Origin of the sequence: Roseateles violae, assembly GCF_030410485.1 — a bacterium.
GTDB lineage: Bacteria > Pseudomonadota > Gammaproteobacteria > Burkholderiales > Burkholderiaceae_C > Roseateles_D > Roseateles_D violae.
This window is the reverse complement of the sequence record NZ_JAUHHC010000001.1, coordinates 689047-710262: the sequence shown is the minus strand read 5'-3', so window position 1 is coordinate 710262 and position 21216 is coordinate 689047. Positions and strand designations below refer to the sequence as shown.

General features: G+C 71.2%; 23 protein-coding genes. 6 read left to right on the top strand and 17 right to left on the bottom strand.

The features are described from left to right. The first annotated feature begins 1 nt into the window (after position 1). Positions 2–991, top strand: coding sequence for a branched-chain amino acid ABC transporter permease (locus QWJ38_RS03195; protein ID WP_434063937.1), 990 nt, complete (start codon positions 2–4; stop codon positions 989–991). Between the two features lie 129 nt (positions 992–1120). Here QWJ38_RS03195 and QWJ38_RS03190 read toward each other — a convergent pair whose 3' ends face one another. Then, on the bottom strand, positions 1121–1837 hold the full coding sequence (locus tag QWJ38_RS03190; RefSeq protein ID WP_290357584.1) for a YebC/PmpR family DNA-binding transcriptional regulator: 717 nt from the start codon (positions 1835–1837) through the stop codon (positions 1121–1123). A gap of 140 nt (positions 1838–1977) precedes the next feature. On the opposite strand from QWJ38_RS03190, the gene QWJ38_RS03185 reads away from it, so the two are divergent. Genes QWJ38_RS03185 through QWJ38_RS03175 form a run of 3 tightly spaced genes read left to right on the top strand, consistent with a single transcriptional unit; the run spans position 1978 to position 4096 of the window. Then, complete coding sequence (locus tag QWJ38_RS03185) at positions 1978–2748, top strand: substrate-binding periplasmic protein (protein ID WP_290357583.1); 771 nt, start codon at positions 1978–1980, stop codon at positions 2746–2748. Positions 2749–2765: 17 nt separating this feature from the next. Continuing rightward, entirely contained in the window at positions 2766–3683 is a 918-nt protein-coding gene (ubiA, locus tag QWJ38_RS03180; protein WP_290357582.1) for a 4-hydroxybenzoate octaprenyltransferase, read from the top strand. 23 nt (positions 3684–3706) lie between these two features. Continuing rightward, positions 3707–4096, top strand: a complete 390-nt coding sequence (locus QWJ38_RS03175; RefSeq protein ID WP_290357581.1) for a DUF1801 domain-containing protein — start codon at positions 3707–3709, stop codon at positions 4094–4096. 6 nt (positions 4097–4102) lie between these two features. Here QWJ38_RS03175 and QWJ38_RS03170 read toward each other — a convergent pair whose 3' ends face one another. The 12 genes from QWJ38_RS03170 to QWJ38_RS03115 all read right to left on the bottom strand — a co-directional run bounded on the left by QWJ38_RS03170 (position 4103) and on the right by QWJ38_RS03115 (position 16309). Continuing rightward, a complete protein-coding gene (locus tag QWJ38_RS03170; RefSeq protein ID WP_290357580.1) occupies positions 4103–4558 on the bottom strand; it encodes an MOSC domain-containing protein in 456 nt (151 codons plus the stop codon). Between the two features lie 57 nt (positions 4559–4615). After that, positions 4616–5524: an ATP-binding cassette domain-containing protein gene (locus QWJ38_RS03165; protein ID WP_434063936.1), complete on the bottom strand. Its 909-nt coding sequence runs from the start codon at positions 5522–5524 to the stop codon at positions 4616–4618. 29 nt (positions 5525–5553) lie between these two features. Then, the gene (gene ssuC, locus QWJ38_RS03160; protein WP_290357579.1) at positions 5554–6357 is read right to left on the bottom strand and encodes an aliphatic sulfonate ABC transporter permease SsuC; all 804 of its coding nucleotides are present in this window, start codon (positions 6355–6357) and stop codon (positions 5554–5556) included. An 11-nt stretch (positions 6358–6368) separates the two neighbouring features. Further along, entirely contained in the window at positions 6369–7538 is a 1170-nt protein-coding gene (gene ssuD, locus QWJ38_RS03155; protein ID WP_290357578.1) for an FMNH2-dependent alkanesulfonate monooxygenase, read from the bottom strand. A gap of 38 nt (positions 7539–7576) precedes the next feature. After that, positions 7577–8596 (bottom strand): aliphatic sulfonate ABC transporter substrate-binding protein, encoded by a 1020-nt coding sequence (locus QWJ38_RS03150; protein WP_290357577.1) that lies wholly within the window; start codon positions 8594–8596, stop codon positions 7577–7579. Between the two features lie 10 nt (positions 8597–8606). After that, positions 8607–9566: a sulfonate ABC transporter substrate-binding protein gene (locus QWJ38_RS03145; RefSeq protein ID WP_290357576.1), complete on the bottom strand. Its 960-nt coding sequence runs from the start codon at positions 9564–9566 to the stop codon at positions 8607–8609. A gap of 128 nt (positions 9567–9694) precedes the next feature. Continuing rightward, positions 9695–10279, bottom strand: a complete 585-nt coding sequence (ssuE, locus tag QWJ38_RS03140; protein ID WP_290357575.1) for an NADPH-dependent FMN reductase — start codon at positions 10277–10279, stop codon at positions 9695–9697. 98 nt (positions 10280–10377) lie between these two features. Beyond that, a complete protein-coding gene (gene fabI, locus QWJ38_RS03135) occupies positions 10378–11160 on the bottom strand; it encodes an enoyl-ACP reductase FabI (RefSeq protein ID WP_290357574.1) in 783 nt (260 codons plus the stop codon). A gap of 17 nt (positions 11161–11177) precedes the next feature. Beyond that, positions 11178–13481, bottom strand: coding sequence for a DUF3141 domain-containing protein (locus QWJ38_RS03130; protein ID WP_290357573.1), 2304 nt, complete (start codon positions 13479–13481; stop codon positions 11178–11180). A gap of 35 nt (positions 13482–13516) precedes the next feature. Beyond that, positions 13517–14692, bottom strand: coding sequence for an acetate/propionate family kinase (locus QWJ38_RS03125; protein WP_290357572.1), 1176 nt, complete (start codon positions 14690–14692; stop codon positions 13517–13519). Between the two features lie 3 nt (positions 14693–14695). Beyond that, the gene (locus QWJ38_RS03120; protein WP_290357571.1) at positions 14696–15634 is read right to left on the bottom strand and encodes a phosphate acetyltransferase; all 939 of its coding nucleotides are present in this window, start codon (positions 15632–15634) and stop codon (positions 14696–14698) included. A gap of 156 nt (positions 15635–15790) precedes the next feature. Then, positions 15791–16309, bottom strand: coding sequence for a GNAT family N-acetyltransferase (locus QWJ38_RS03115; protein ID WP_290357570.1), 519 nt, complete (start codon positions 16307–16309; stop codon positions 15791–15793). Between the two features lie 96 nt (positions 16310–16405). Here QWJ38_RS03115 and QWJ38_RS03110 point away from each other — a divergent pair, with 96 nt between their 5' ends. After that, a complete protein-coding gene (locus tag QWJ38_RS03110) occupies positions 16406–16735 on the top strand; it encodes a hypothetical protein (protein WP_290357569.1) in 330 nt (109 codons plus the stop codon). A gap of 7 nt (positions 16736–16742) precedes the next feature. On the opposite strand, the gene QWJ38_RS03105 is transcribed toward QWJ38_RS03110, so the two are convergent. Further along, positions 16743–17804, bottom strand: coding sequence for a serine hydrolase domain-containing protein (locus tag QWJ38_RS03105; RefSeq protein WP_290357568.1), 1062 nt, complete (start codon positions 17802–17804; stop codon positions 16743–16745). Between the two features lie 39 nt (positions 17805–17843). On the opposite strand from QWJ38_RS03105, the gene QWJ38_RS03100 reads away from it, so the two are divergent. Beyond that, positions 17844–18353 (top strand): GFA family protein, encoded by a 510-nt coding sequence (locus tag QWJ38_RS03100; RefSeq protein WP_290357567.1) that lies wholly within the window; start codon positions 17844–17846, stop codon positions 18351–18353. On the opposite strand, the gene QWJ38_RS03095 is transcribed toward QWJ38_RS03100, so the two are convergent. From QWJ38_RS03095 to QWJ38_RS03085, 3 genes are all read right to left on the bottom strand, one after another. Next, entirely contained in the window at positions 18338–19378 is a 1041-nt protein-coding gene (locus tag QWJ38_RS03095) for a Gfo/Idh/MocA family protein (protein WP_290357566.1), read from the bottom strand. The genes QWJ38_RS03100 and QWJ38_RS03095 overlap by 16 nt on opposite strands. Next, complete coding sequence (locus QWJ38_RS03090; protein ID WP_290357565.1) at positions 19375–19923, bottom strand: hypothetical protein; 549 nt, start codon at positions 19921–19923, stop codon at positions 19375–19377. Before QWJ38_RS03090 ends, QWJ38_RS03095 begins: the two co-directional genes overlap by 4 nt. 94 nt (positions 19924–20017) lie before the next feature. Continuing rightward, positions 20018–21175, bottom strand: a complete 1158-nt coding sequence (locus tag QWJ38_RS03085) for an HPP family protein (protein WP_434063935.1) — start codon at positions 21173–21175, stop codon at positions 20018–20020. Positions 21176–21216: the final 41 nt, after the last annotated feature.

Genomic DNA, 21216 nt, shown 5'->3' with positions numbered 1-21216 from the left:
CTTGAAGAAGAACCCCGTCTACGGCTACGCCGCGCTGTTCGCCGCGATCGCCCTGCTGCCCCTGCTCGGCGCCTATCCGATCTTCGTGATGAAGGTGCTGTGCTACGCGCTCTTCGCCTGCGCCTTCAATCTGCTGATCGGCTTCACCGGCCTCTTGAGCTTCGGCCACGCGGCCTTCCTCGGCACGGCCGGCTATGCGGCCGGCCATGCGCTGAAGGTCTGGGGCTTCCCGCCGCTCTTGGGCCTGGCCTTCGGCGGGCTGGCGGCGGCCGGCGTCGGCCTGGTGTTCGGCCTGCTGGCGATCAAGCGCAGCGGCATCTACTTCTCGATGATCACGCTGGCGCTGTCGCAGATGCTGTTCTTCTTCTTCCTGCAGGCCAAGTTCACCGGCGGCGAGGACGGCCTGCAGTCGGTGCCGCGCGGCCAGGTGCTGGGCATCGACATGGGCAATGACCTGACCCTGTACTACGTGGTGCTGGCCGTCTTCATCGCCGCCTTCTGGCTGATCTACCGCACCGTCAACTCGCCCTTCGGCCAGGTCTTGACCTCGATCCGCGAGAACGAGCCGCGGGCGATCTCGCTGGGCTACGACGTCGACCGCTTCAAGCTGCTGGCCTTCGTGCTGTCCGCCGGCCTCGCCGGCCTGGCGGGGGCGATGAAGACCTGGGTGCTGGGCTTCGCGACCCTGACCGACGCCGTCTGGACCACCTCGGGCGCCGTCATCCTGATGACCCTGGTCGGCGGCATGGGCACCCTGGTCGGCCCCATCGTCGGCGCCCTGGTCATCATCGCGCTGGAAAACAAGATCGGCGACTTCGGCCAGGCCCTGGCCGGCTTGACCGGCGTGCAGTGGTTCAACGGCCTGGGCGAATCGGTCAGCCTGGTCACCGGCCTGATCTTCATCGTCTGCGTGCTGGCCTTCCGCCGCGGCCTGGTCGGCGAGGCGGCCGCGCTGTGGGAGCGCTGGGGCGCCAACAGGCGCGGCGCCTAACCGGGCCGAGCGCCGGGCCGCTCCCAAGCCGGCCCACCCTGGCGATGCGCTGGACGGTCGATCCGCCCAGCATCGCCGTCCCCGCGGGGGACCGGCCAAGGTACTCCTTGGACGAGGGGCTGTTTCAGCTCAGCCGGCCAGCCCCACGTAGACCTCCTGCACATCGTCGTGCGCGTCGATGGCCGCCAGAAAGGCCTCGACCTCCTCCAGCTCCGCCGCGCCCAGGCCCTCGACCGGGTTCTTGGGCCGGTAGCCCAGCTTGGCCGACGTGACGTTGAAGCCCTGGGCCGGCAGCGCCTTGACGACCAGATCCAGATCGGCCGGATCGGTGATGAACAGCGTGCTGCCCTCCTCCTCGCCGGGCTCGAAGTCCTGCGCGCCGGCCTCGATCGCCGCCAGTTCGGCATCGGCGCCAGCCGCGGACTGAGCGATGGGCGTGCCCTCGACCAGGCCCACATGATCGAAGTCCCAGGCCACCGAGCCGGCCGCGCCGAGCTGGCCCTTGCGGAACAGCACGCGGATCTCGGAGACCGTGCGGTTGACGTTGTCCGTCAGGCATTCGACGATCAGCGGCACGCGGTGCGGCGCGAAGCCCTCGTAGGTGACCCGCTCGAAGTTGACCGCCTCGCCCAAGAGGCCGGCGCCCTTCTTGATCGCGCGCTCCAGCGTGTCGCGCGGCATCGAGGCCTTCTTGGCCTGCTCGACCACCATGCGCAGGCGCGCATTCATGTCCGGATCGGCGCCGCCGCGCGCGGCCTGCATGATTTCCTTGGACAGCTTGGTGAAGACGCGTCCCTTGGCGTTGGCGGCGATGTCCTTGTGCTTGGCTTTCCACTGTGCGCCCATGGCGACGGCTCCTTCTGTTCTGCTGGGGCGCGGTTATACACCGGGCGCGCCGGCCTGGGGTTGATCCCGGCCCGAGGCCGGGAGGGCAGCGGGTAAGCTGCCGGTGGCGGGCGTGCAAGAAGCCCGCCCGCACCGAGCCGATGTCCTCTTCTCCCGATCTCCTGCGCCGGCGCCTGCTGGGCGCCACGCTGCTGGCCCCCTTGCCCGGCCTGCCGCTCCACGCGAGCGCCGCGTCCGCGCCGCTGCGCATGGTCAACGCCGTCCATCCGCCCTTTGTCAACCCGAGCGATCATCCGCGCGGAGAGGGCATCGACATCGAGATCGCCCGCGAGGCGCTGCGCCGCGGCGGCGACTACCGCTTCGAGCTCGAGCTGCTGCCCTGGAAGCGGGCCCTGCTGATGCTGGAGCGCGGCGAGGCCGACCTGACCACGACGATCAGCCGCAACGGCGATCGCGACCGCTACCTGGCCTGGTCCAGCGCCTACCGGCTCGCCGCCGGCTACAGCTTCTTTGCGCGCCCGGGCAGCCGGCCGCGCCTGGAAGGCCTGGAGGGCCTGGCCGGCAAGACCATCGGCGTCCTGGCCGGCTACTTCTACCCGCCCAATATCGTCGAGCAGGCGGGCGTCGTGCTCGAGCCGGCCCGCACCCCCGCCCAGCTGGCCCAGAAGCTGGGCGCCGGACGCGCCGATCTGATCGTGATCTCGACCCGGGTCGCGGACGTCGAGCTGCGCGAGCAGGAGCTAGCCCGGCAGATCGAACGCCAGCCCTACCAGTACCCCGCCAGCAGCCCCAACTACATGGCCTTCTCCAAGCTGCGGCCCCATGCCCAGCCGCTGGCGGCCATGGAGGCCGGCCTGGCCAGCATGGCCCGCGACGGCAGCCTGCGCCGCATCGAACAGAAGTACCTGTGACGGCGACAATCGGGGGCATGAGTTCCACGAACGCTGCCGCCTCCCGCCCGAGCCGCCCAAGCCTCTACCTCGACCTGATCCGCTGGAACCGCCCGGCCGGCTGGCTGCTGCTGCTGTGGCCGACGCTGTCCGCGCTGTGGATCGCCGCCGACGGCTGGCCGGGCTGGCATCTGCTGGCGGTGTTCACCCTGGGCACCATCCTGATGCGCAGCGCCGGCTGCTGCATCAACGACGTGGCCGACCGCGAGTTCGACAAGCATGTGAAGCGCACCGCCAATCGCCCGGTCACCAGCGGCGCGATCTCGGTCCGGGAGGCGCTAGCGGTCGGCGCCGTGCTGGCGCTGCTCGCCTTCGCCCTGGTGCTGACGACCAATGCGCCGACCATCGTGCTGTCCTTTGCCGCGCTGGCCGTCGCGATGATCTATCCCTATGCCAAGCGCGCGGTCTCGATGCCGCAGGCGGTGCTGGGCGTGGCCTTCAGCTTCGGCATCCCGATGGCCTTCGCCGCCGCTTTAGGCGGCAGCGAATGGAGCCTGGCCGCGATCAATGCGGCCGTGCCGCTGTCGGCCTGGGCGCTGCTGCTATCGAACCTGTTCTGGGTGCTGGCCTACGACACCGAGTACGCGATGGTCGACCGCGACGACGACATCCGCATCGGCATCAAGACCTCGGCGCTGACCCTGGGCCGCTACGACGTTGCCGGCGTGATGGCCTTCTATCTCGTCTATCTGGGCAGCTGGACCGCGCTGAGCCTGCGCCTGGGCCTGGGCAAGGTGTTCCTGCTGGGCGTCGCCGCCGCCGCTGCCCAGGTCGCCTGGCACTACACGCTGATCAAGGACCGCGGCCGCGAGGGCTGCTTCAAGGCCTTCAGGCAGAACCACTGGCTGGGCTTCGCGGTGTTTGCCGGCACCGTCGCCGATCTGGCGCTGCGCTAGGCAGCGCGACAGGGAGAGTCGCCATGAAGATGATCCTCACCGCCGCCCGCGATCCCGACGACTATGTGGCCTGCCTGCAGGGCTGGCAGCAGGCCGCCGTCGCCGCGCTGCGGGCCGAGGTCCGGCGTGCCGAGCCGGCGCTGGACGAGCGGCTCAAATGGGGCCATCTGGTCTTCTTCGTCCAGGGCCCGCTGCTGCTGATCCGCGCCGAGCCGACGCGCGTGCTGTTCGGCTTCTGGCGCGGCCAGCGCCTGCGCGAGATCGAGCCGCGGCTCAGGCCCGGTGGCAAGTACGAGATGGCGACGCTGGAGCTCAAGCCCGACACGCCGCTGCGCCGCGAGACGGTGGCCGAACTGGTGCTGGCCGCCGCCGCGCTGAACCGCTCGCACGGCGACCCGACGGCGCTCGCCTAGCCTCGCCTAGGCAGCCCCGCCGAGCGCGGCACCGACCGCAATGCTGCCGCTGGACAGCACATCGGCCCGCAAGCCGGCCCGGTGGACGAAGAACTTGACCACCGCCGCGGGCGTCAGCCCGTCCTCGGCCAGCGCCTGGCCCAGGCCGAGGCAGGGCTCGCAGAGCTCGACGCCGCGCAGCCGCACCGCGCCGACCATGAACTCGCGGCCGACCAGCTCGTTCAGGCGCACGCCGCGGGTGACCAGATTCCGGCCGGTGATGGACAGATCCTGCGGCCGACCGTGGGCGGCGATGAAGCGCTCGATCTCCTCGGCCTCGATCAGGGTGAGGTTCTGGCCCGGCTCCTCGTGCTTGTCGAAATAGCGGTCGCCGACGATGCCGGCGCCGGCGCGCAGCTCGACCTCGCGGTGCTCATGAGGGGCGCCATCGGCGGGCGAGCGGGTGAAGATTCTTTCGATCACGGTGGACTTCCGGCCAGGACTCGGGGCCGCTCTTATACCCCGTCCGGCCCCGCGCCCTCAGACCGCGAAGCGCAGCGCCGCGAGCGGCAGCGGCTGTTCGGGCCAGACGCTGTCGGCCGCCAAGGGCGCGGCCTCGCCGGCCGGCTGCTGCAGCACCCGCTGCAGGATGCGCGCCTCGATCTCCGCCAGGCGGGCGTCGCCGCGGCGGCGCGGGCGCGGCAGCGGCACCGGCTCGTCCAGCGCGATGCGGCCGTCCTCGATCAGCAGCACGCGGTCGGCCAGTGCGACGGCCTCGGCCACGTCATGGGTGACCAGCAGGGCGGTGAAGCCACGCTCGCGCCACAGCGACTCGATCAGCGCCTGCATCTCCAGCCGGGTCAGCGCATCGAGCGCGCCGAGCGGCTCGTCGAGCAGCAGCAGGCGCGGCGCATGGACCAGCGCCCGCGCCAGGGCGACGCGCTGGCGCTGGCCGCCGGACAGCACGGCCGGCCAGTCGCCCGCGCGGTCGAGCAGGCCGACCTGGGCCAGCGCGGCGCGGGCGCGTTCGCGCACGCCGGCGCCGTCCAGGCCCAGGGTCACGTTGTCGAGCACGCGCTTCCAGGGCAGCAGGCGCGAGTCCTGGTACATGATGCGTACGTCCTCGGCATGGGCGGCCAGCGCCTGGCCACCCGAGCGCAGCGCGCCCTCGCTAGCGGCGTCCAGGCCGGCCAGCAGGCGCAGCAGGGTGCTCTTGCCGCAGCCGCTGCGGCCGACGACGGCGATGAACTCGCCCGGACGTATGCGCAGCGCGATATCGCGCAGCACCGCGCGCTCGCCGAAGCGCTTGGACAGGCCCTGGACCTCGACGGCCAGGCCGGCGCCGTGGCCCGCGCCGACGCGCGGCGCCACGGCCGGCTCGTCCGGCCGTGCCGCGCTCTCGCGGAAATAGCCCTGCGGCAGGGTTTCGAGATCGTTCAACAGCAGCATCGCTTGCATCTCCATGCCTTTTGCCTTGTTCAAGCGGCGCTGGCGCCGCGGTAGCCCGGGTGCCATTGCAGCCACCAGCGCTCCAGCCCGCGGGCGACCACATCGGCCAGCTTGCCCAGCAGCGCGTAGAGCAGGATGCCAACCAGCACCACATCGGTCTGCAGGAACTCGCGCGCGTTCATCGTCAGGTAGCCGATGCCGGACTGCGCCGAGATCGTCTCGGCCACGATCAGCAGCGCCCAGGTCAGGCCCAGCGCGAAGCGCAGGCCGACCAGGATGGACGGCAGCGCGCCGGGCAGGATGACCTGGCGGTAGAGCTGCCAGCCGGAGAGGCCATAGCTGCGCGCCATCTCGATCAGGCCGGCGTCGACCGAGCGGATGCCGTGGAAGGTGTTCAGATAGATGGGGAAGAACACGCCGACGGCGACCAGGAAGAGCTTGGCGCTCTCGTCGATGCCGAACCACAGGATCACCAGCGGGATCAGCGCCAGCGCCGGGATATTGCGCAGCATCTGCAGGCTGGTGTCGAGCAGGGTCTCGGCAAGCCGCAGGCTGCCGGTCAAGAGACCCAGCAGCAGGCCCAGGCCGCCGCCGATCGCCAGGCCCGCCAGCGCGCGGCCGCTGCTGACGGCCACATGCTGCCAGAGCTCGCCCGAGCTCAGCAGGCGGCCAAAGGCCTGCAGCACGGCCAAGGGCTCCGGCAGCACGCGGCTGGACAGCCAGCCGGCACGCGAGGCGAGCTGCCAGACCGCCAGCAGGGCGAGCGGCAGCAGCCAGGGCGGCAGGCGCGCGGCCAGGGCGCGCAGCGGACGGTTCGGGGTTTGCTCTGCCATGCGGACCTCCGTCAGCTCTGCGACGCGCGCGGGATATAGGTGTTGGCGACGACCTCGCCGAAAGGCCCGCTCAGTTGTCGGCCGGCCAGCTTGTCGCGCAGCGCCAGCGGCAGCAGCGGGAACACCAGCTCGGCAAAGCGATGCGCCTCCTCCAGATGTGGATAGCCGGACAGCACGAAGTACTCGAGGCCCAGGGCCGCGTATTCCTTGATGCGGTCCGCCACCTGCTGCGGATTGCCGACCAGGGCCGTGCCGGCCCCGCCGCGCACCAGGCCGACGCCGGCCCAGAGATTGGGCGCGATCTCCAGGCCCTCGCGCACATTGGCCTTGTTGAAGCGGCCGCCATGCAGCTCGGCCATGCGGCGCTGGCCGACCGAGTCCATGCCGGCGAACTTGCGCTGGGCGGCAGCGACGGTCGCCTCGTCCAGCTCCGACACCAGCTCGGCGGCGGCGCGCCAGGCCTCGTCCTCGGTCTCGCGCACGACCACATGCAGGCGGATGCCGAAGCTCAGGCGCCGGCCATGCCTTTCGGCGCGCGCGCGGAGGTCGACCAGCTTGGCGGCCACCGCCGCTGGCGGCTCGCCCCAGCTCAGATAGGTATCGACCTGCTCGGCCGCCAGCTCGTGCGCCGGCTCCGAGGAGCCGCCGAAGAAGACCTGCGGATAGGGTCGGCTGAGCGGCGGGTAGAGGATCTTGCCGCCCTGCACGCGCAGATGCTCGCCCTCGAAGTCCAGGCTCTGGTCGAGGTGCGAGCGGGCCAGCAGCTCGCGCCAGATGCGGATGAACTCGGCCGACTGCGCATAGCGCTCGGCATGCGGCAGGAACTGGCCGTCGCCGGCCAGCTCCTCGGCATCACCGCCGGTGACCAGATTGACCAGCAGGCGGCCGCCCGAGAGCCGGTCCAAGGTCGCGGCCATGCGCGCCGACTGCGAGGGCTGGACCAGGCCCGGCCGCAGCGCGACCAGGAACTTCAGGTCGCGGGTCGCGTCGATCAGGCTGGCCGCGACGATCCAGGAGTCCTCGCAGGAGCGGCCGGTGGGCAGCAGCACGCCTTCGTAGCCGAGGCTGTCGGCGGCGATCGCCACCTGCTTGAAGTAGGCGTGATCGGCCTGGCGCGCGCCCTTGCTGCTGCCGAGATAGCGCGAGTCGCCATGGGTGGGGATGAACCAGAGGATCTTCATGAAGGCCGTGTTGGTGAAAGGAAGGAAGCGGAACGCGCTCAGCGCTGCGCGACGAGGCTCTGGCCCGGGCGCCAGACGATCTCGGCCACCTGCAGGGTCTTGGGGATCAGGCCCAGCTGGGTGAAGGCATCGGCGACCTGCTGCTGCTCGCGCACCAGCTCGGCCGTCAGCGGCCCGACCGGCGAGGGCGGCCGGCGCTCCAGCACCCGTTGCACGGTCGCCGGGTCGAGGCCGGAGAACTGCACGAAGCGCTGGGCAGCATCCTTGCGCTGGGTCTGCAGATAGCGGTCGGCCTCGGTCAGCGCGGCGAACAGCTCGCGCAGCGCCGCCTCGTTGCCGGCCAGGCCGCGCGAGGCGAGGTAGAAGCTGTTGTTGTTCGTCAGGCCGCGGCTGGTGGCCAGCACGCGCACCGGGCTGTCGATCTCGGCCGCGGCGTAGTACGGATCCCAGATCGCCCAGGCATCGACGCTGCCGCGCTCGAAGGCGGCGCGCGCATCGGCCGGCGCCAGATAGACCGGCTGGATCTCGCCCCAGGCGAGGCCGCCGCGGCGCACCGCCTGCACCAGCAGGAAATGCGCGCTGGAGCCCTTCTGCAGCGCGATGCGCCGGCCCTTCAGGTCGGCCAGGGTCTTCAGCGGCGAATCGGGCCGCACCAGCAGGGCCGAGCTGTCCGGCTTGGGCGGCTCGGCGCCGACATAGAACAGATCCTTGCCGGCCGCCTGGGCGAACACCGGCGGCGAATCGCCGGTAGCGCCGAAGTCGATGCTGCCGACGGCCAGCGCCTCCAGCAATTGCGGCCCGGCCGGAAACTCGATCCAGCTGACGCTGCCGGCCGGGAAGCGCTTCTCCAGCAGGCCCAGGCTCTTGGCCAGCACCAGATTGATCGAGCCCTTCTGGAAGCCGATGCGCAGCGGCCCGGCCTTGGGCGCGGCGGCGTTGGGACTGCCCTGGGCCCGCACGCTGCCATGGCCCAGCCAGCTGGCCGCCGTCAGCGCCAGCACGCGCAGCGCGGCGCGGCGCTCGGCCGCATGCCGGAGTTGGAAGATCGTCGCACTCATGGTCGACTCCTTATTGCGGCGCCGGCAGCGCGTCGGCGATGCGGATCGGCTTGGGGATCAGGGCCAGGCCATGGAAGGCGTCGGCGATCTTCTGCTGCTCGCCGGCCACGCCCGAGGTCAGTGGCTTGACGCCGAACTGGTAGCGCTGCAGCGCGCGCTCCACGACCTCGGTCTCCAGGCCCTGCAGCGGCGCGATCACTGCCGCCGCCTGCGCGAGATTGCCCTTCAGCCAGCGCGCCTGGGCGGCGGTGTCCTCGAACAGCAGCTGGATCACCTGCGGGTTGCGGGCCGCATAGCCGCGCTCGGCCAGGTAGTAGGCGTAGTTGTGGACCAGCTCGCGGCCGTCGACCAGCTGGCGCGCCTGGCTCTGCTTCTCGACCGCGGCCAGGAAGGGATCCCAGATCGCCCAGGCATCGACGGCACCGCGCTCGAAGGCGGCGCGCGCATCGGCCGGCGGCAGGAAGACCGGCTGCACATCGCTGTACTTCAGGCCCGCACGCTCCAGCGCCCGCACCAGCAGGTAATGCACATTGCTGCCCTTGTTCAGCGCGATCTTCTTGCCCTTCAGCTCGGCCACGCTCCTGATGCTGGAGTCCTTGGGCACGACGATGGCCTCGGCCTCCGGCGCGGCCGGGTCGTTGCCGATGTAGACGAACTGGGCGCCGGCCGCCTGGGCAAAGATCGGCGGCGCCTCGCCGACATAGCCGATGTCGACGGCGCCGACATTGAGCCCCTCCAGCAGCTGCGGGCCGGCCGGGAACTCCACCCATTTGACCGTCACGCCCAGCGGCGCAAGGCGCTTTTCCAGGCTGCCCTGCGATTTCTGCAGGGTCAGCAGGCTGGCCGATTTCTGGAAGCCGATGCGCAGCTGCTTGCCGTCCTGCGCCTGGGCGGCGCTCAGCGGCAGCAACAGGGTGGCGGCCAGCGCAAGGACGAGGCGGCGGCCGAGTGTCGAATGGATCTTGGGCATGGGAACTCTCTGCAGGATTCGAAGAAAAAAGGTCCCTGGCAACGCCGGCGCACGGCGTCGCATGGCGGTCGCCAGGGACGGAACACCCCGCCAGGGGTGAGGAGACAAGGGGTGGGCGTGCCGGCGGCTCAGCGCATCAGCGCGGCGCCGGCCGCGGCCAGGCCGGCCGGCCGACATCGCGGCAGCGGCGCCTCGGCCAGGCCCTGCAGCGCGCGGTCCAGGCGCTGCAGCAGCGCGGCCTCGGGCACATAGCCGCCGGTCTCGTGCGGCTGCAGCTGCGCATCGGTGGCAAACACGCCGTCGAGGATGTGGCGCGCGCCGAGCGCGCTGAGCACCGGCCGCAGGCTGTAGTCCAGGGCCAGCAGATGGGCGCTGCTGCCGCCGGTGGCCAGCGGCAGCACGGTCTTGCCGCGCAGCGCGTCCTGCGGCAGCAGGTCCAGAAAGGTCTTCAAAAGCCCGCTGTAGGCGGCCTTGTAGATCGGCGTGGCGACGACGACCAGATCGGCCGCCGCGATCGCCTCGATGGCGGCGCGGATCTGCGCCTGCCCGGCATCGGCGCCCAGCAGCGCCGCCGGCGGCAGCTCGCGCAGATGGATGGCGTGCTGCGAGGCCGCCTCGCCCTCCAGCCGCATCAGCGCCAGCTGCAGCAGCGCACCGGAGCGCGAACGCAGCGAGGGGCTTCCGGAAATGGCGGCGATGTGCGGGTGAGACATGGAATGGGCGCTCGGCAGGGGCATGACTGGCACGATAGCCAGCGGCGAGCGCCGCGCCAAACAAGAAATTCGCAGATCGATATACGGATCGATGCGCGCTAAGCGACGATGTTCACGCCGCCGTCGATGTACAGCGTCTGCCCGGTCAGGCGCCGCGCGTAGGGCGTCGCCAGAAAGGCGCAGCTGAAGCCGACGTCCATGATGTCGACCAGCTCGCCGACCGGCGCGCGCCGGGCCGCGTCGTTCAGCAGCAGGTCGAAGTCCTTCAGCCCCGAGGCGGCACGGGTCTTCAGCGGGCCGGGCGAGATCGGGTGCACGCGGATGCCCCGCGGGCCCAGCTCATGGGCGAGGTAGCGGGCGGCGGCCTCCAGCGCCGCCTTCACCGGGCCCATCACGTTGTAGTTCGGCACCACCTTGTTGGCGCCGTAATAGCTCATCGCGAACAGGCTGCCGCCGTCCTTCATCAGCGGCGCGGCCAGGCGCGCCATGCGGATGAAGGAATGGCAGGACACGTCCATGGCCTTGGCAAAGCCCTCGGCCGAGCAGTGCAGCAGGCCGCCCTGCAGATCGTCCTTGGGCGCCCAGGCGATCGAGTGCACGACCACGTCGAGCCGGCCCCAGGTCTTGTCGATGGCCTCGAACACGGCCTCCAGCTCGCCCGGCTGCGAGACGTCCAGCGGCAGCAGCAGCGGCGCCTGCAGCTGCCGGGCCAGCGGCTCGACATGGGGGCGTGCCTTCTCGTTCAGGTAGGTGATGGCCAGATCGGCGCCGAGCTCGCGGAAGGCCTTGGCGCAGCCATAGGCAATCGAATGCTCGTTGGCAATGCCGCAGACCAGCACCTTGGCGCCGGTCAGCAGCTGCTCGGGGGGTTTGTCGCTCACGCGGGGGTTCTCCTCATTCAGGCGCGGCGCGCGGCCGGCGCTCGCTTGGCGGACGGCCGGGCGCGCGCCGGCGCCAGCAGCTTGCGGATGCGGGCCAGCATGGCCGTCTGCGCGGCGCTGGGCGCGGCGGCCTGCACGCGCTTGTCGGCCAGCAGCTTGTCGAGCAGGGCCAGCAGGCGGCGGCGGTCGGCGCGGTCCTCGAGCAGGCGCGGCAGGGTCTCGAGCGCGCGCTCCGGCGCATGGCGGCAGATGATCTCCTGCTCGCCGCGAATGCGGCGCCAGTCGTGCGGCGACATGCCGGGCAGATGGTCCGCATAGTCGGCCACCAGCTCCTGCTTGAGCTCCAGCCGCGACAGCGGCAGCGGCTCGCCGCGGCGCTTGAGCAGAAAGGCGACCCGGGCCAGCGCCTCGACATAGCCGCCATGCTCGATCGAGGCCAGCGCCTCGCGCACGACCGGCGATGAGGCCTCGGGCTCCTCGGTCTGCGGCTGCGGCGCAGGCGTCTCGGCCTCGGGCCGGCCGATATTGGCGTAGATGCCGAAGAAGCCGGCCTCGCTCATCGCGTCGCGCACCGCGCGGTAATAGTCCAGGGTCGCGCTGAGCAGATCGGCGCTGCGCTGCTCGGCCCGGCGCAGCGGATGCGCGTCCTCGAGCGCGCGGCGCTCCTCGCGCACCGTCTGCGCGGCCGGCGCCAGCCAGGCCAGCCAGGGGTTCAGCTGCGAGACCGCCCAGTTCTGCACCCGCAGCGGATGGAAGGCGCGCAGCAGCTTGGCCGTCGGATCGTTGGCCATCGCCTGCACCCAGGGCCGGGCGAACAGCTCGTAAGCGCGCTGGTTCAGCTCCGAGATCTCGGCGGCCGCCTGGAAGGGCCTCTCGTCCACGCGCTGGAAGCGGTTCAGCCTTGCGCTGATCTCCTCCAGGCTGTGCTCGCGGAACTCGACCTCGTACTGCGGCTCGCCGTCGCGGCCCTCGCCGCTGGCCGTGATCGCCATGCCGTAGAGGCCGGGCGGCAGCGACTCGATGGTCTCCAGCACCGAGACGATCTGCGCGTGCTCCTTCTTCGCCACCTTGCCGGAGACGAAGATGCCCAGATGGCCGACGTCCTCGTGCAGCAGGCCGACGATGACCTGGCCGCGCGCCTTGATCTCGGCCGTGCTGCGGTAGACGTCGGCAACCCAGTTGAAGGCCTGCTGCGGCGGCGTGATGTTGTCGCCCATGGAGGCGAACAGGATGATGGGCGCGCGGATCTTGCGCAGGTCCAGCACCTCGCCGCCGGCGTCCTTGACCCCGCCCTGCCAGAGCTTGTTGCCGACGAAGAGATTGCGGGTGATCCACTCGATCTCCTCGCGGTTCATCAGGTAATAGGCGCCCCACCAGCGCTCGAATTCCAGAAAGCGCCGCGGCTCGGTGTCGGCCTTGTTGTAGAGGTGGTAGTACTTGTCCCAGAGGCTGTTGGCCGGGTTCAGGTTCTCGAAGTTCTGCACCAGGTGGGCGCCGTCGAAGATGCCGTTGCCGAGATCGGCGGCCAGCGAGGCCAGCCAGCTGCCGCCCAGCATGCCGCCGGCATAGCGCATCGGGTTGTCGCTGGCGCCATCGGTCCAGGAACCACCCCAGTAGGACATCGGCGCACCGTTGATGACGATGGGGCCGGTGTCCTCCGGGTCGGAGGCGGCCAGCATCATCGCCGCCCAGCCGCCCTGGCAGTTGCCGATCAGCGCCGGCTTGGCGCTGCGCGGGTGCAGCTCGCGCACCTTCTTGACGAAGCGCTGCTCGGCCGCGCAGACGTCCAGCAGGGTCTGGCCCGGCTCGGGGTCGCGGAAGAAGATGACGAAGTAGACCGGGTGCCCGGCGCGCAGCGCGACGCCGACCTGCGAATCGTCCTTGAAGCCGCCGATGCCGGGCCCATGGCCGGCGCGCGGGTCGATGATCAGGTAGGGCCGCCGGCGCGCATCGACGCGCACGCCGGCCGGCGGCGTGATGCGCAGCAGCGCGTAGTTGACGGGGCGCTCGAAGCCGCGGCCATCGAGCACCATCTCGGAATCGAAATGCAGCACCGGCTTGAAGCCCTGCGTGCTGTTCTCGACGAAGTGGTCGCCGCGCTGCTTCAGCGTGTCCCAGAACAGGATGGCGCGCTGCGCCGCATCGACCGCATAGGCGATCCAGTCCTGCGCATCGGCCGGCGCGCTGCCGTCGGCGCCGGCGAAGGCCGTATTGACGCGGCGGCTGAATTTGTCGTTGGCCGCCTGCATGCGCTTGTTGAACACCGTCACCAGCTTGGCGCCGACCTGCTGGCTGCGCGCCAGCCGCGCTGCTGCGTCCATATCGAGACCTCCGATCAATGGATCAATGGGCAAACCTAGAGCGCGGCCAGGGTGTGGCGCGCGATCATCGTCTCCTCGTCGGTCGGGATCACCCAGGCCGAGACGCGGCTGGCCGCGCTGCTGATGCGCGGGCCGCCGGCGGCGTTGGCGGCCGGATCCAGTTGCAGGCCCAGCCAGGCCGCATGGCGGCAGATCTTTTCGCGGATCGCCGGCGCATGCTCGCCGATGCCGGCAGTGAAGACCAGTGCGTCGATGCCGCCGGCGGCGGCGGCCAGCGAGCCCAGCTCGCGCCCGCAGCGGTAGCAGAACAGCTCGATCGCGAAGCGGGCGCGCTCGTCCTCGCTGGCCAGCAGCGCGCGCATATCGCTGGAGAGGCCCGACACACCCAGCAGGCCCGACTGCTTGTAGACCAGCGCCTCGATCGCGCGGGCGTCCATGCCCAGCTCGTCCATCAGGTAGAGGATCACGCCCGGGTCGAGGCTGCCGCAGCGCGTGCCCATGGGCAGGCCGTCGACGGCGGTGAAGCCCATGGTGCTGGCGACACTGCGGCCGCCGACCATCGCGCACATGCTGCTGCCATTGCCCAGATGCGCGACCAGGCTGCGGCCGGCCGCCGCGCCGGCGTCGTAGTCGCCCAGCACGCCGGCGATGTACTCGTAGGACAGGCCGTGGAAGCCGTAGCGGCGCACGCCGCGCTCGGTGATGGCCGCCGGCAGCGCGAAGGCCTGGGCCAGCTCGGGTTGGCTGCGGTGGAAGGCGGTGTCGAAGCAGGCGACCTGCGGCAGGCCGGGGCGCAGCGCGGCGACGATCGCTATCGGCTTCAGATTGTGCGGCTGGTGCAGCGGTGCCAGCGGGGCGAGCGTCGCCAGCTCCTCGACGATGCCGGGGCCTATGCGCTGCGCCCGCACGAACTTCAGCCCTCCATGGACGACGCGGTGGCCGACCGCGACCAGGCGGTGCTCGCCGCGACGGCTCTGCAGGAAGTCGACCAGATGGGCGATCGCGCCCTGATGGCCCAGTTCGACGCCGGCGCCCCAGTCCTTGGCCTCCAGCAGCTGGCCGTCGGCCGTCTTGGCGGCAAAGCGCGGCGCCGTGTACAGGCCCTCGACCTGGCCCTTCAGCTGCAGCGACAGCGCCGGCAGGCCGGCATCGAAGAGGCTGAACTTGATGCTGGAGGAGCCGGCGTTCAGGACCAGGATCAGATCGGCCATCGCTCAGCCCGCCAGCTTGTTCTGTTCGCGCCGCGCCAGCGCGACCAGGGCCGCGACCGCGCAGGAGGCCAGCCGGCTCAGCACCGAATCGGCGCGGCTGGTCAGGATGATGGGCACGCGCGCGCCCAGCACGATGCCGGCCGCATCGGCACCGGCCAGGAAGGACAGGCTTTTGGCCAGCATATTGCCGGCCTCCAGATCGGGCACCAGCAGCACATTGGCGCGGCCGGCCACCGGCGAGTGGATCTGCTTGATCGCCGCCGCCTCCGGGTTGATCGCGTTGTCCAGCGCCAGCGGCCCGTCGATCAGCGCGCCGCTGATCTGGTGCCGGTCCATCATCTTGCACAGCGCGGCCGCCTCCACCGTCGACGGCACCTTCGGATTGACGGTCTCCATCGCCGACAGCACGGCGACGCGGACCTCCTGGAACTTGATCGCATGCGCCAGCTCGATCGCGTTCTGCACGATGTCGGCCTTGTCCTCCAGGCTCGGCGCGATATTGATCGCCGCGTCGGTGATGATCAGCGCGTCCGGATGGCCGGGCACGTCCATCACGAAGCAATGGCTGACCCGGCGCGCGGTGCGCAGGCCGGTGTCGCGGCGCACGACGGCGGCCATCAGCTCGTCGGTGTGCAGGCTGCCCTTCATCAGCGCCTCGGCGCGGCCCTCGCGCACCAGCTCGACCGCCTTCTCGGCCGAGGCATGGCTGAACGGGGCCTCGACGATCTCTAGGCCCCCGAGATCGATGCCGCTCGCCTCGGCGACGGCCTGGATCCGTTCGCGCGGCCCGACCAGGATGGGCGTGATCAGGCCCATGCGCCCCGCCTCGATCGCGCCGGCCAGCGCGCTTGCATCGCAGGGATGGGCGACCGCGGTCGGCATCGGCGTCAGCGTCTTCGCATAGTCGATCAGGCGCTGGTACTTGGCATGTTGGGTATCCACATCGCTCCCTTCAGCATGCGCGAGACGGGCCGCAGGCGCGCGCCCGGTCGAAAAAAATATACAGCGCGGGCGATGACGGCGTCTAGCGCCGCGGGGCCGGATTTCGCATCGCGAAGTCGATGTCGATTTGCCACGGTGCCAGGTCTTGCTTCCACCTCAGGCCAGCGCCTTGCGGCAGACAAGGACCGAGGGATCCTCGGCATCGGCGTCGATCTCGAAGCCCAGCCGCCGGGCCAGGCCCAGCATCGAGGCGTTCTGCTTCAGCACGAAGCCCTCCATCGTGCGCAGGCCGCGCTGCCGCGCCGCGTCCATCAGCCGCGTCATCAGCAGATGGCCGAGGCCGAGCCCGCCGTAGGCGGCGTCGACATTGATCGCGAACTCGCAGACGCCGGGGCCGCCGCCGATCAGCGCGATCGCGCTGCCGGCGATGTCGTAGCCATCGGCGGCCGGCACCGTCGCGACCAGGGCCACGCCCGATTCGGGCAGCGAGGCCAGCGCCGCCTGCAGGCGCAGCCGGTCCGGCTCGCGCACCACGCGCATGAAACGCATATAGCGCGCCACCTCGCTCATGCGATCGAAGGCCTGCAGCAGCTCCTGCTCGTCGGAAGGCCGCATCGCGCGCAGCTGCACGGCGCGCCCGTCGCGCAGCACGGCTTCGTCGGAGGAGGTGCTCATGCGGCGAGGCTAGCGCATGGCCCGACACCTGGCAATTGGCGGCGCGCCGCGCTAAGCTGGGGCTTCCACTTTCCTCAGGCCATCGAGGTCGCCACCATGGTTGACAAAGTCCGAGCGAATTTCTGGGGCTCTCAGATCGACGACGTGATGTCGGAGATCGCGAGCAAGGCGGCCATCTGCAAGGTCCGCCTGCTCGATCCGGGCGTGATCGAAGCGGTGCTGCAGAACAACCCGGCCGTCTGCGGCAGCGACAACCCGCGCGCCTTCCAGAAGCTGCGCGAGCTGCTGATGCTGGGCTTCATGGTGCGCGAGAAATCGGTGGAGAAGCTGGGCGCCGGCGAGACCGAGGCGCTGATCGCCACCATACGCGAGCGCCTGCAGGAGAAGCTCGGCGACCGCCTCGGCGGGCCGCCGGCGGCGCGCTAAGGGCCCGCTAAGGACCTAAGGCCGCGGCGATCTGCCGCATGGTCGCGGCGGCCTGCGCGCCATCGAGCCAGCGCAGCACGATCACCGCCTCCAGCGCCGGCTCGATCCAGACATAGTTGCCACCGGCGCCGACCATCAGATAGGCCTCGGTGGAGGCGCCCGGGAAGCTTTGGCCGTCGCCGTTGAGCCAGACCAGGCGGCCGTAGAAGGGCGCGATCGCGCAGGGCTGGCGCATCTTCGTGATCCAGTCGCGCGGGATCAGCGGGCGGCCCGCGTGCAGGCCGCCATCGAGCAGCAGCTGGCCGATGCGCGCCTGATCGCGCGCGCTGATCGAGACACCGCCGCCCCAGTGCGTGCCACCGGGCACCGACTGCACGCGCCGGCCATCGGGCAGGCTCAGCCAGGCATCGTCATAGCCGCGCCAGGCGAAGCCCTCGCCGCCGCCCAGCGGACGCAGGATCTCGTCGAGAAAGACCTCGGGCAGCGGCCGGCCGAACAGGTGCAGCAACGCCAGCGCCAGCTGGTTGATGCGCACATCGTTGTATTCCCAGTAGCTGCCGGGCCGCTGCAGCGGCCGCGCGCCACCCTTGGGCCCGCCGGCCGGCCGCGGATCGTTGCTGACCTTGCGCCAGCGGTCGACCCGGTCGGGCAGGCCGAAGCAGCTGCCTTCCCATTCGCTGGTCTGCTCCAGCAGCATCGCCCAGCTGATCGCGCGGTTGTGCGCGCTGTCGAAGCCGATGCCGGGCAGGCGCTCGACCACCGGCCGCTGCTCGTCGGGCAGCAGGCCCTCGCGCTGGGCGATGCCGGCCAGCAGGGCCAGATAGCTCTTGGCGACGCTGAAGCTCAGGTCGGCGCGCGCCGGCTCGCCCCAGGCGGCGATCTCGCGGCCGCCCTGCCAGATCACGCCGCCCTGCGGCCCGCGCGCATGGACCGGGCCGCGCAGGCGGTCGTAGGGCGGCGTGTCCTCGTGGTGCACGCCCCAGCGCGCCGGATCGGCGGCCGGATCGCGCGGCCAGGCGATTTCATGGGCGGATGCAAAATCGATGGCGGCGGCGAGGGCGTTGTTCATCGGCGTCATGGCAGCGGGGCAGCAAGGCAGGAGCATCGCATGGACGGACCTTCATCGCCGGTTTTCTTCGACGGCGGCTGCGATTGCCGCACGATCCGCTACCGCATGGACAGCGCGCCGCTGTTCGTCCATTGCTGCCATTGCCGCTGGTGCCAGCGCGAGAGCGGCGCCTCCTTCGCGCTGAACGCGATGATCGAGAGCGCGCGCCTGCGCCTGCTGGCCGGCGAACCGGAGCTGGTCGACACGCCCTCGGAGAGCGGGTCGGGCCAGCTGATCGCGCGCTGCCCGCGCTGCCGGCTCGCGCTGTGGAGCCACTACGCCGGCGCCGGCCGCCGGGTGGCCTTCGTGCGCGTCGGCACGCTGGACGAGCCGGACCGGCTGCCGCCCGACATCCATATCTTCACCGCCTCCAAGCAGCCCTGGCTGCAGCTGCCGCCGGGCGTGCCGGCGGTGGCCGAGTACTACGAGCGCGAGCAGCACTGGCCGGCCGCGAGCCTGGCGCGGCGCGCGGCGATGCTGGCCGGCACGGCCGCTCACTCGAAGGGGTAGCGCACGCCCAGCTGGCGGCGGATCTCGTCCATCCAGCCGAGCACGGCCAGCGTTTCCGCATGCGGCATCACGGCGCTCTCGAGGCGACCGGCGGCGATGCATTGCTGCGCCTCCTCGATCTCGCCTTCGAAGCCGTTGATGCGCAGCGGCGCGGCGACGCGCTGCGGCTCGCCGCCGCGCCGCTGCAGCACCGCCTCGCTGGCCTGCGAGAACCAGCGCGGCAGCGTGATCGTGCCGCGCTCGCCGAAGACGGTCAGCGCGTTGTCGGCGGCGCTGTCGAAGGCGCAGATGAACTGCGAACTCAGCCCGCCCTCGAATGTCAGCATGGCATTGACGCGCTGGTCGACGCCGGTCGGCGCTAGCAGGCCGCGGGCGTCGATCGAGGTCGGCGCCGGGCAGTCGCCCCAGGCCTGCTGCAGCACCCAGCGCGTCAGGTTCAGGTTGTAGACGCCCAGGTCCAGCAGCGCGCCGCCGGCCAGCGCCGGATTGAACAGCCGGCTCTCCGCCTCGTAGGGCGCCGGGAAGCAGAAGCTCGACTGGATGCCGCGCAGCGGCCCGATCGCCTGCTCGCGCAACCAGCGCCCGGCGACGGCGTAGGCGGGCAGGAAGCGCGTCCACAGCGCTTCCATCAGAAAGACCTGGCGCTGCCGCGCCAGCGCCACCAGGGCCTCGGCCTCGGCCAGGGTCGGCACCAGCGGTTTCTCGCACAGCACCGGCTTGCCGGCCTCCAGGCAGGCGCGGATCGCCGCGCCATGCTGGGCATGCGGAGTGGCGATATAGATCGCGTCGATGTCCGGATCGGCCAGCAGCTCGGACAGTTCCCGCGCGACGCGCGGCGGCGGCCTGTCGGCGACGCTCCAGCGCGCGGCGAAGGCGCCGGCCCGGCCGGCATCGCGGCCATGCACGAGGGCCAGGCGGCTGCCGGGCAGGCGCTGCACGACCTCGGCGAACTGGTGCGCGATCGCCCCGGGGCCGATCAGGCCCCAGCGGAACTCCGCGCCCGCGACGGACAGGGCCTCGTTCACAGGCCGGGGAGCAGCTTGCTCATCTTTTCGCGCAGCGCCTTGCCCTCGGCGCGGCGCGCGCGCGTGGCGGCGCGCTGGTAGGCGGCCTCGGCCTTCTCGCGCAGCTCGACCGCGCGGGCCAGCGCCGCCTGGTACTTCTCCACCGTGTAGGTGTTCTCGGTGCCGATGTAGACGCTGCGGCCGCGCGGCGAGCCGCCGAAGTTGGGCAGCGAGACGGCGAAGCTGCAGTCGCGCACGCGGCTGCCGGCGCGCTGGCGCACGACCGGCCCGGAGATGCCCACCGGCAGGTCATTGGCCTTGTTGCCGCTGGGCACGCGCTGCAGCTTGGAGGGCGCCGGCAGCTTGTTGATGCGGATCAGCAGCGCGCGCGTCGCCGCCGCCAGCGCGGCCTTGGCGCCGCTGCCGTCCTGGGAGTGGTCGGAAAAAAGCTTGGTACCGCCGTAGCGCAACTGCCAGCCATGGGTCGATTGATGATCGATGCGCTGGATGCACTGCGGCACCACATAGCGCTCACCGGTGAAGATGACAACCTCTCGCGTTTTCATGAGATTCCTCAGATGTCTGATGAACCTCCCTGTCACGCTAGTGTAGAGACAATTTGCTAACGCGGCGGCGAGCCGGGGGCGCGCCTTGCGCCCCTCAAACCGGGGCCCGGCTGAGCGCCGCCACCAGGTCCGATTGGGTCAGGATGCCGACCAGCCGCGCCTCCTCGCCGACGATGGGAATATGGTGGTGGCCGGTGGCGGCAAACAGCGGCACCAGCTCGGCGATCGGCCGCTCGGCGCTGGCCACGCGCACCTGCTTGCTCATGATCTGGCCGACCACCTCGGGCTTGTCGCCGTGGCTCAGGCCGCTGGGCCGGACCAGCTCGCGCAGGCGCCCGACGAGGCCCTCGTGCCGCTCGCTCGAGGCGGCTCGCATGAAGTCGGCCAGGGTGACGATGCCGGTCACGCGGCGCGCGCGGTCGACCACCGGCAGCGCCTTGATGTGGTGCCGCTGCAGCAGCGCCCAGGCCTCCTGCAGGGGCGTGCCGAACTCGACCGTCTTCGGCTCGCGCGACATGACGTCGGCGCAGCGCAGGGCGCCGAAGCGGCGCTGATAGGCCAGCAGCTCCGCCTCGTGCAGCAGATGGCTGAGGTCGTCGCGTGGCAGGTCCAGCACCTGGTTGTAGCGGGCCAGCACCGCGTCCAGCTCGGCCTCGCCGAACAGCGGCATCTGGTCCGCGGCGGCCGGCGCCGGCGCGACTTGCACATGCGGATAGCGGCGCCCGGTCGCGTTGTTGTAGGCGATGCCGGCCAGCGCCAGCAGCAGCGAATCGAGCAGCACCGGAAACAGCGCGAAGCGCCAGTCCAGCGTGCCGGCGATCACCATCAGCAGCGCCGCCGCGCCGCCGGGCGGATGCAGGCAACGCAGCGCGAACATCAGGGCGATCGCCCCCGCGACGGCCAGGGCCGCGGCCGGCGCCGTCGAGCCGAGCAGGTGCACGCAGGCAATGCCGACCAGGGCCGACAGCGTATTGCCGCCGACCACCGCCCAGGGCTGCGCCAGCGGGCTGGCCGGCACGCCGAAGACCAGCACGGCCGAGGCCCCCAGCGGCGCCACCAGCCACAGCGCCTGCGGCGGCCCGCCGGCCAGCCAGCGCGCCAGCAGGCCGGTCAGCAGCAGGCCCAGGCCCGCGCCCAGCACGACCCGCCAGCGTTCGCGCGCATTGACGGCCATCGGCGCCGGCCGCAGCGCGTGCAGCCAGGTCCGCAAGGACCAGGCGGCTTCGGATCTGATGGGAGGCGGGACGGACATGCGGGTGAAAGAATGGGCGCTGGCGCGAGGGCGCAAAGCGC